The sequence below is a fragment of the Streptomyces capoamus genome (genome assembly GCF_014654935.1).
GTDB lineage: Bacteria > Actinomycetota > Actinomycetes > Streptomycetales > Streptomycetaceae > Streptomyces > Streptomyces capoamus.
Genome location: NZ_BNBF01000003.1, coordinates 116,594 through 124,820, shown reverse-complemented (window position 1 = coordinate 124,820; position 8,227 = coordinate 116,594). Strand labels below are relative to the sequence as shown.

General features: G+C 73.5%; 7 protein-coding genes. 4 read left to right on the top strand and 3 right to left on the bottom strand.

Annotated elements, in window-relative coordinates; translation table 11 throughout:
* On the bottom strand, nucleotides 1-1,739 hold a 1,739-nt coding region (gene katG / locus IE312_RS06435; protein WP_229899182.1), incomplete at its 3' end, for a catalase/peroxidase HPI.
* Between the two features lie 33 nt (nucleotides 1,740-1,772).
* Nucleotides 1,773-2,210: a Fur family transcriptional regulator gene (locus IE312_RS06430; protein ID WP_189979166.1), complete on the bottom strand. Its 438-nt coding sequence runs from the start codon at nucleotides 2,208-2,210 to the stop codon at nucleotides 1,773-1,775.
* A gap of 472 nt (nucleotides 2,211-2,682) precedes the next feature.
* Here IE312_RS06430 and IE312_RS06425 point away from each other — a divergent pair, with 472 nt between their 5' ends.
* Entirely contained in the window at nucleotides 2,683-3,891 is a 1,209-nt protein-coding gene (locus IE312_RS06425; protein WP_189979165.1) for a phospholipase D-like domain-containing protein, read from the top strand.
* A 115-nt stretch (nucleotides 3,892-4,006) separates the two neighbouring features.
* The gene (locus tag IE312_RS06420; RefSeq protein WP_189979163.1) at nucleotides 4,007-4,888 is read left to right on the top strand and encodes a hypothetical protein; all 882 of its coding nucleotides are present in this window, start codon (nucleotides 4,007-4,009) and stop codon (nucleotides 4,886-4,888) included.
* Between the two features lie 98 nt (nucleotides 4,889-4,986).
* Here the strand turns inward: IE312_RS06420 and IE312_RS06415 are convergent, their stop codons facing one another.
* On the bottom strand, nucleotides 4,987-5,628 hold the full coding sequence (locus IE312_RS06415) for a hypothetical protein (protein WP_229899298.1): 642 nt from the start codon (nucleotides 5,626-5,628) through the stop codon (nucleotides 4,987-4,989).
* Between the two features lie 368 nt (nucleotides 5,629-5,996).
* Here IE312_RS06415 and IE312_RS06410 point away from each other — a divergent pair, with 368 nt between their 5' ends.
* Nucleotides 5,997-7,172: an acyltransferase family protein gene (locus IE312_RS06410; RefSeq protein ID WP_189979161.1), complete on the top strand. Its 1,176-nt coding sequence runs from the start codon at nucleotides 5,997-5,999 to the stop codon at nucleotides 7,170-7,172.
* A 668-nt stretch (nucleotides 7,173-7,840) separates the two neighbouring features.
* On the top strand, nucleotides 7,841-8,227 hold a 387-nt coding region (locus IE312_RS39075; RefSeq protein WP_229899180.1), incomplete at its 3' end, for an RsbRD N-terminal domain-containing protein.

The window sequence follows — 8,227 nt, the reverse complement described above, 5'->3', positions numbered from 1 at the left end:
TCGGTGTGCTCCTCGGTAGCGTCGACCCGGCCCGGGGTGAAGGGCACCTCGATCTCGAAGCCCGCTTCCTTGGCGGCCTTCTCCACGCCCGCCGCGCCGCCGAGGACGATGAGGTCGGCCAGGGAGACCTTCTTGGCGCCGGAGGAGGCGTTGAACTCCTGCTGGACGTTCTCCAGGGTGCGCAGCACCTGCGCCAGCTGGTCGGGGTCGTTGACCTCCCAGCCGCGCTGCGGGGCGAGGCGGATGCGCGCCCCGTTGGCACCGCCGCGCTTGTCGCTGGCCCGGAAGGTGGACGCGGACGCCCAGGCGGTGGTGACCAGCTGGGACACCGACAGGCCCGACGCGAGCAGCTTGGTCTTCAGGGTGGCGATGTCGCCCCCGTCGATCAGCTCGCCCTCGCGCTCCGGCAGCGGGTCCTGCCACAGCAGGGTCTCCTCGGGGACCTCCGGGCCGAGGTACAGGGACTTGGGGCCCATGTCACGGTGGGTGAGCTTGTACCAGGCGCGGGCGAAGGCGTCCGCGAACTCGGCCGGGTTCTCGTGGAACCGGCGGGAGATCGGCTCGTAGATCGGGTCGAAGCGCAGCGCCAGGTCGGTGGTGAGCATCCTCGGGCGGTGCTTCTTCGCCGGGTCGTGCGCGTCCGGGATGATCTCCGGTGCGTTCTTGGCGACCCACTGGTGGGCGCCGGCCGGGCTCTGCTCCAGCTCGTACTCGTACTCGAAGAGGTTCTTGAAGAACCCGTTGCCCCACTGGGTCGGCGTGGCGGTCCAGGTGACCTCCAGGCCCGACGTGATGGCGTCCCCGCCCTTGCCGGTGCCGTAGCTGCTCCGCCAGCCCAGGCCCTGCTCCTCCAGCGAGGCGCCCTCGGGGTCGGCGCCGACGTGGTCCGCCGGGCCGGCGCCGTGGGTCTTGCCGAAGGTGTGGCCGCCGGCGATCAGGGCGACGGTCTCCTCGTCGTTCATCGCCATGCGGTGGAACGTCTCGCGGATGTCGCGGGCCGCGGCGAGCGGGTCCGGGTGGCCGTTGGGGCCCTCCGGGTTGACGTAGATGAGACCCATCTGGACGGCGCCGAGCGGGTTCTCCAGCTCGCGGTCCCCGGTGTACCGCTTGTCGTCCAGCCAGGTGGTCTCGGGGCCCCAGTAGACGTCCTCCTCGGCCTCCCAGACGTCCTCGCGGCCGCCGCCGAACCCGAAGGTCTGGAAGCCCATCTGCTCCAGGGCGACGTTGCCGGTGAGGACCAGGAGGTCGGCCCAGGAAATGCTCTGGCCGTACTTCTTCTTCACCGGCCACAGCAGGCGGCGGGCCTTGTCGAGGTTGGCGTTGTCCGGCCAGCTGTTGAGCGGGGCGAAGCGCTGCTGGCCGGCGCCGGCGCCGCCGCGGCCGTCGCTGATGCGGTAGGTGCCGGCGCTGTGCCAGGCCATACGGATCATCAGCGGTCCGTAGTTGCCGAAGTCGGCGGGCCACCAGTCCTGCGACGTGGTGAGCACCTCCGCGATGTCCCGCTTCACGGCGTCGAGGTCCAGGGCCTGGAAGGCCGCCGCGTAGTCGAACCCGTCACCGAGGGGGTTGGCCACGGCCGGGTTCTTGGCGAGGATCTTCAGGTTGAGCCGCTCCGGCCACCACTGGCGGTTGCCGCCGCCCTGGGTCGGGTGCAGGGCCCGGTCGTGCGCGACGGGGCAGCCGCCGCTCCCCTCCTCCGACTTCGCGTCTGTGACGATCGCGTCGTGGTTCTCAGTCATGGCAATCCTTCCGAACTGTGCGGAACTCGGTGCTCAGGAACTGCGGCCGGTGGAACAGTCGGGGCACAGGCCCCAGTACACGACCTCGGCCTCGTCGATGGCGAAGCCGCGGTGGTCGGCGGCGGTCAGGCAGGGCGCCTCGCCGACGGCGCAGTCGACGTCGGCGACGGTGCCGCAGGACCGGCAGACGATGTGGTGGTGGTTGTCGCCCACGCGCCCCTCGAACCGGGCCGGATGGCCGGCCGGCTCGATACGGCGCACGAGGCCCGCGGCGGTGAGCGCGTGCAGGGCCTCGTAGACGGCTTGCAGGGAGATGTGGCCCACGCGATCGCGGACTCCGGCGGCGATCGCCTCGACGCCGAGGTGGTCGCCGTCCCGGACGGTCTCCAGCAGCGCGACGCGGGCTGCCGTCACGCGCAGGCCGGCACCGCGGAGCTCCTCGGCGGTGGTCGGTCTCGGGGAGGCGGTCATGAGGGGAACCTACCGCCATAAACACGAGGGGTTCAAGAAAATGAACGATGCAATTCTGGCCGCTCGACGGCGCCTGCGGCGCTCGGCGTGCGGGGCCCGCGCCTGCCGGATCACTTGTTCACCTGTTTGCTGACGCATATGAGGGCCGATCCGGCGGGTTCGACGCGGCGAGGCCCGGCCCGGACCGGTGGGTGCGGGCGTCGGGGAGAGGCGTGGCCCTGGCCATGCACGCATCATGTGGTCCCGGGGGCGTCGAAGGTCGCGCGGCGGGCCGGACGGTCCTCCGAACAGGCGATGCGGGCTGCCCCGCCGTGCGGGGCGGACGCCCTGTGCGAGCGCCACGGCACTGCCGCGCGGACTCCACGTTCCGGGCCGCCGCCGACATGGGGCAGTATGCGCCGGGCATGCGGGTTCTCGGGCTCCACCAGCGGCCCGCAACGATCCGCCCTCATGGCCGAACGGGAGAGACGACGTGATCCTCGACAGGGAACCGACCGTCCAGGAGCGTGTCACCACGCCTGACGCGGCAGCACGCAAACAACGACTGCGCCGCCGGCTGGAACGACTGATCGGGGTGGCCGCCACCGAAGGCAACGATCTCCTGCCCCTGCGCAACGGCGACGAGATATTTCCGGCGATGCTCAGAGCGATCAGATCGGCCCAGTACACGATCGACATGATGACGTTCGTGTACTGGCGTGGTCAGATCGCCCGGGACTTCGCCGAAGCCCTCGCCGATCGCGCCCGGGCGGGCGTGCGCGTCCGTCTGCTGCTGGACGGCTTCGGCGCCAAGCAGATCGAGCGGCAGCTGCTCGATCTCATGGACGAGTCCGGGGTGCAGGTGGCCTGGTTCCGCAAGCCCGCCTGGCTGTCGCCGTTCAAGCAGAACCACCGCTGCCACCGCAAGGCTCTCGTCGTCGACGAGCAGACCGCCTTCACCGGTGGCGTCGGCATCGCGGAGGAATGGTGCGGCAACGCCCGCAACCCGGCCGAGTGGCGCGACACCCACGTCCAGGTGCGCGGTCCGGCCGTGGACGGGATCGCGGCCGCGTTCGCACAGAACTGGGCCGAGTGCCACGACCAGCTCTACGACGACCGGGACCGCTTCATCGAGCACGCGCAGGCCGGCTCGTCGGTGGTCCAGGTCGTCCGCGGCTCGGCCAGCATCGGCTGGCAGGACATGCAGACGCTCATCCGCGTCATGCTCACCTCCGCCGAGGAGCGCTTCCGCCTCGCCACCGCCTACTTCGCCCCCGACCCCTACTTCATCGACCTGCTGTGCCGGACCGCCCGTCGAGGCGTGCGGGTGGAGATCCTGCTTCCCGGGCCGCACACCGACCAGCGCGCCTGCCAGCTCGCCGGCCAGCACTACTACACCCGTCTGCTGGAAGCGGGCGTGCACGTCCGCCAGTACCAGCCGACCATGATGCACGCCAAGATCATCACCGTGGACTCGGTCGCCGCCCTGATCGGTTCGACCAATTTCAACCGCCGGTCCATGGACCATGACGAGGAGGTCATGCTCGCCGTCCTCGACGAGACGTTCACCGCCGAACTCGACCGGGACTACGACGCGGACCTGCGGCGCAGTGTCGACATCGACCTCACCCGATGGAGACGGCGGGCCGTGTTCCAGCGCGCCAAGGAAGCCGCCGTCGCACCGATCCGGCATTTCCTGTGACGAACGCGGCCGGACGGCGTGCCGAGCACCTCGCGGACGGGCGGGAACGCACATGAACGCCTTCGCGCGCGGAACTCGGACCGCGTCATCGTGAGCGCCGTCGAGAGGGAGACCGGTGGACCTGGACGCCGTCGCCGACGAGCTGTACGGGCTGCGCCCTGAGGAGTTCGTGGCCGCCCGCGACCGCCGCGCCCTGGACGCCCGCAAGGCCGGCGACCAGGCACTCGCCCGGCGGATCGGCGCGCTGCGGCGGCCGAGCCTGGCGGCCTGGGTCAGCAATCTGCTGGTGCGCCGGCAGCGCGAGGAGGTCGAGCCGCTGCTCGTCCTCGGTGAGGAGCTGCGCCGCGCGCACCGCGAACTGGACGGGGAGCAGTTGCGCGGGCTGGCCCGGCGGCAGAACGAGGTGATCGGCGCGCTGGGGCGCCAGGCGCGCCGGCTGGCGGCGGAGTCCGGGCATCCGGTGGGCGAGGGCGTCCAGCGCGAGGTCGAGGAGACGCTGCACGCCGTGCTCGCCGACGCGGGGGCGGCGCGGGAGTGGGCTGCGGGCCGGCTGGTGAAGCCACTGCGTTCGGCGGCCGGGTTCCCGGCGGCCGACGAGAGCCTGCTCGCCCGCCGGCCCGCGCCCGAGCCGGACAGGACCGTGCGCGGCAGGGGCCGTACCCGGGACGGTGACCGCCGGGCGGACGAGGAACACCGCCGGCTCCTGGCCGCGGCCCGCGAGGCCGAGCGGGAGCTGCGCACCCGGCAGGAGGAGGCCGACGCCGCCGCACGGGCGGAGGAGGAGGCCGGAACCCGGGTGGCGGAGGCGGAGGAACGGGTCCGTGAGCTGCGGGAGCGGCTGCGGGACGCCGAGGAGGAGCAACAGCGGGCGCGAACCGCCGCGCAGGACGCCCGGGAGCGCGCACGGCAGGCCGACCGGGCCGTCCGCGAGGCCCGGCGCCGGGCCGGCACGGCCGCCGCGCGCACCGAGCGGCGGACCCCGGCCGGCCGGGCCTGACCCTGCCCGGGCCGGGTCCGCCCCGACGACCGTGACCAGGAGGCCGGCGCGGGCCCCCGTGCCCGCTCGGACGTCGGTGAGCAGCACGCGGAGCGGGCTCAGCGGAGCCAGATCCGCAGGGGCCCGACCGGCTCGAAACCGTGGCGCACGGCGGCCTCCAGACCGGCACCGTGCTCGTAGCCGACCACCGGCAGGTCCGGGAACAGCCGGTGCACCGCGTGCAGTACGCCCGGCCAGGCCGCGTCGGGGCCGGCCTCCGAGGCGAAGACGTTGGAGACCCCGACCACCCCGTCGCTGCGGCTCGCCACCGCACCGGCGACCACCCGGCCCCCCGGGTCCCGCCCGGCGAGCACGTAGGTGGCCGGGTCGCCGAGCAGTCCGGGACGGAAGAGGTCCGCGTCGCCGCCCCCGTCGTCCCAGGCCACTGCCCAGGAACGCAGCGCCTCCGGCGCGTCGGCCACGCCCCACTCGAGAGCGGACGCCGTGGCCGGCGCACCCGCCGGGCGGTGGATCCACTGGGCCTCGAACAGGACCTGGAAGCCGGCCGCGGTCAGGTCGAGGTCGGCGAAGCTGTCCTTGACCGAGGCGCCCGGCGCCGTGGTGTCGATGCGCGGCACCAGGACGGCAGGGTCGGCACCGGGCACGAGGGTGACCGCGTCGGGGTAGAACGGCGGCGTGCGGGCCGGGGCCGTCCAGGCCTGCGGTCCGAACTCGCCCGTCAGGCCGTGCGATCGGCTCATCGCCGCGCACCACTCGGCGTTGTTGCGAGCGGCGGCCCGGACCACGGAGTCCTTCGATGGTGTCGTCGTCACCAGCGGATCATGGCCGCTCCCGGCGCGCGGCGGCGAACGGATTTCCCACCGGTACCCGTTCACAGCGCACCTCTGACCAGTGGCAGGGCGCGGCTGCCGGGAGCGCCGAGACCCGCGCGCGCCCCTGTCGGGCGTCATCACCCGCTCGGGTGCGGCCGGTCCCGCCGTCCGTGGCACGTACGTCGGTCCTTGGTTCGGCAGCAGTGTGATCTTTGCCATGCGCCGTGATGGAGCGGGGCTGAACGGGCAACGTTCCCCCTCATGCCCCACGCGAACCCCCAGCGGCAGGTGATGTGATGACCACGGCGACGACCCGGGCGCTCCGGACGCCGCCCGCCCGGCCCGGCGCGGCCACCACCGGGCCCCCCGCAACAGCCGCCCCGCCCTCCCTGCCGTCGCTCACCGGGCTGCGCTGGATGGCCGCGCTGCTGGTGTTCGGCCTGCACGTGAACAACTTCGGCTACTTCGGCGGCACCGGCGGCCGCTTCGTGCACTGGGCCTTCGGCGCCGGAGCCACCGGGGTGTCGTTCTTCTTCGTGCTGTCCGGGTTCGTCCTGACCTGGTCGGCACGGCCCCGCGACCGTGCGCTCGCCTTCTGGCGGCGGCGCATCGCGCGGATCTACCCGGTGCACCTGGCGACCCTCGCCGTCGCGTTCGTCATGGCGTACACGCTCGCCCGCCAGCCCCGGCCGACGGCGAGGCAGGCGCTGGCCAACGTGCTGCTGCTGCACTCCTGGTGGCAGCCGTGGTGGCAGACCCTGAACCCGGTGAGCTGGTCGCTGGCCTGCGAGGCGTTCTTCTACGCCGCCTTCCCGCTGCTGTTCCTGGTGCTGCGCCGGCTCGGGGTGCGCGGCTCGCTCGTGCTGGGCGGGCTGTCCGTGGCGGCCGTCCTGGTGCTGGCCCGGGCGGACGCCCACCACTGGTGGACCCACCCGGTCTACTCCTTCCCCGCCGCGCGGCTGCCGGAGTTCGTGCTCGGCGCGGTCACCGCGCGGCTGGTGCTCCTCGGCCGCTGGCGCGGGCCCGGTCTGGAGGCGTCGCTCGCCCTGGCCGTCATCGGCTACTTCATGGTGCCGCAGGTCACGCCGGGCTACTCCGCCACCGTGTGCACCCTGGCCGGTTTCACCCTGCTCATCCCCGCGGCGGCCGTCGCCGATCTCCACGGGCTGCCGTCCCTGTGGCGGCGTCGGCGGACGGTGCGGCTCGGGGAGCTGTCGTTCGCCTTCTACATGGTCCACCTGTTGGTGCTGCGCGCCGGGACGGCGGTGCTGGGCAAGAAGCCGCACTTCGGACCGCTGGAGGGGGTCGCGGTCACCGCTGTCGTCTTCACCGTCTCGCTCGGCCTGTCCTGGCTGCTGTACGAGGCGGTGGAGTGCCCGGCACGGCGTCTGCTGCTGCGCCGCCGCCGGCGGTCCGCGCGGCCGGAGACGGTTCCGGCCCGCCGGGAGGCCTCCGCAGCGGCACGCGACTGACGACGGCACCGGCGAGGAGGGCCGCCCCGCCCCATGAGCGGACGGCACGAGTCGCCGGCCGGCCCCCGGGCCGCAGCCGCTCCGGCCGGCCGGCCGCACGGTCCGCGAGCGGTACGGACCCGGTGTACCGGCGGCCTTCCCCGCCCCGCCCCGGGGTGCCACCTCCCCGAAAGCCCCGTGGCCGTGCCCCGCGGTGGCTCCCGTCGATCGCACGCACGGGTGACGTCGGCAACAGTGAGGAGAGTCGCGCGTCATTCGGGGTAGGCGGCCCCAGACACCGGCCCGGCGGCGACCATCGACGGGCCGGCAGCAGTCGAACGCACGGAAGGAGCCGGGTCGGCGTGCGCGGGAGGCGGAACAGCGGGGTCCTACGACCCGCGCTCCCCCATGCCGCGCGTCCGCGTCGCCGCGGGCTCCCGGCCCGGGACGGGACCCGGTTCCCCGGCCGCCGCTCACCGTCGCGGACGGGCGACGGCCCGGGCGCCCGCTGCCCGTGCCGTCCGCCCGACGTTCCGGACAAACCCCCTGTGACCTGGGGAAAGTCCATGTGGACGGGATGCCGGGAGTGGGTTTGTCCGGGCCGGAGGCCGGGAGTTACGGTGGGCGGTCGGCGATGATCGGCGTCGGGAGCCGGCGGACCGGCAGACCTGGCCGTGCGAGAGGAGAGGATGAGCGTGCCCGAGCAGGACGCGGTCGCATCGGTACCGCAGGTGGTGGGTTCCTTCCTGGAACAGCGCAAGGAGCAGATCGCCCAGCGCTGGGCCGACGCGCCGCTGTTCCGGTCGGTGTTCACCGTCTCCCGTGACGAGGCGGTCGAGGCGTGCAAGGCCGTGGTCGAGGCGCTCTCCGAGGTGGCCGTCAGCGGACGGCTGGAGGACATCGCGGCGCCCGGTTTCGAGCCGGTCCGCGACCAGTTGGGGCGGATGACGCAGACCCGGGCCCGCGCCGGGTCCACCCCGGCCCAGATCGCCGACGAGGTGGGCGGGCTGCGTGTCTCGGCGGTGGAACTGCTGCGCGAGGAGTTCCCCGATCCCGCCGCCCCGCAGGCCCAGGAG

Coding starts and splice junctions, on each gene's coding strand:
- IE312_RS06430 (WP_189979166.1), bottom strand. CDS start 2,210: ATGACCGCCTCCCCGAGACCGACCACCGCCGAGGAGCTCCGCGGTGCC.
- IE312_RS06415 (WP_229899298.1), bottom strand. CDS start 5,628: ATGAGCCGATCGCACGGCCTGACGGGCGAGTTCGGACCGCAGGCCTGG.
- IE312_RS06410 (WP_189979161.1), top strand. CDS start 5,997: ATGACCACGGCGACGACCCGGGCGCTCCGGACGCCGCCCGCCCGGCCC.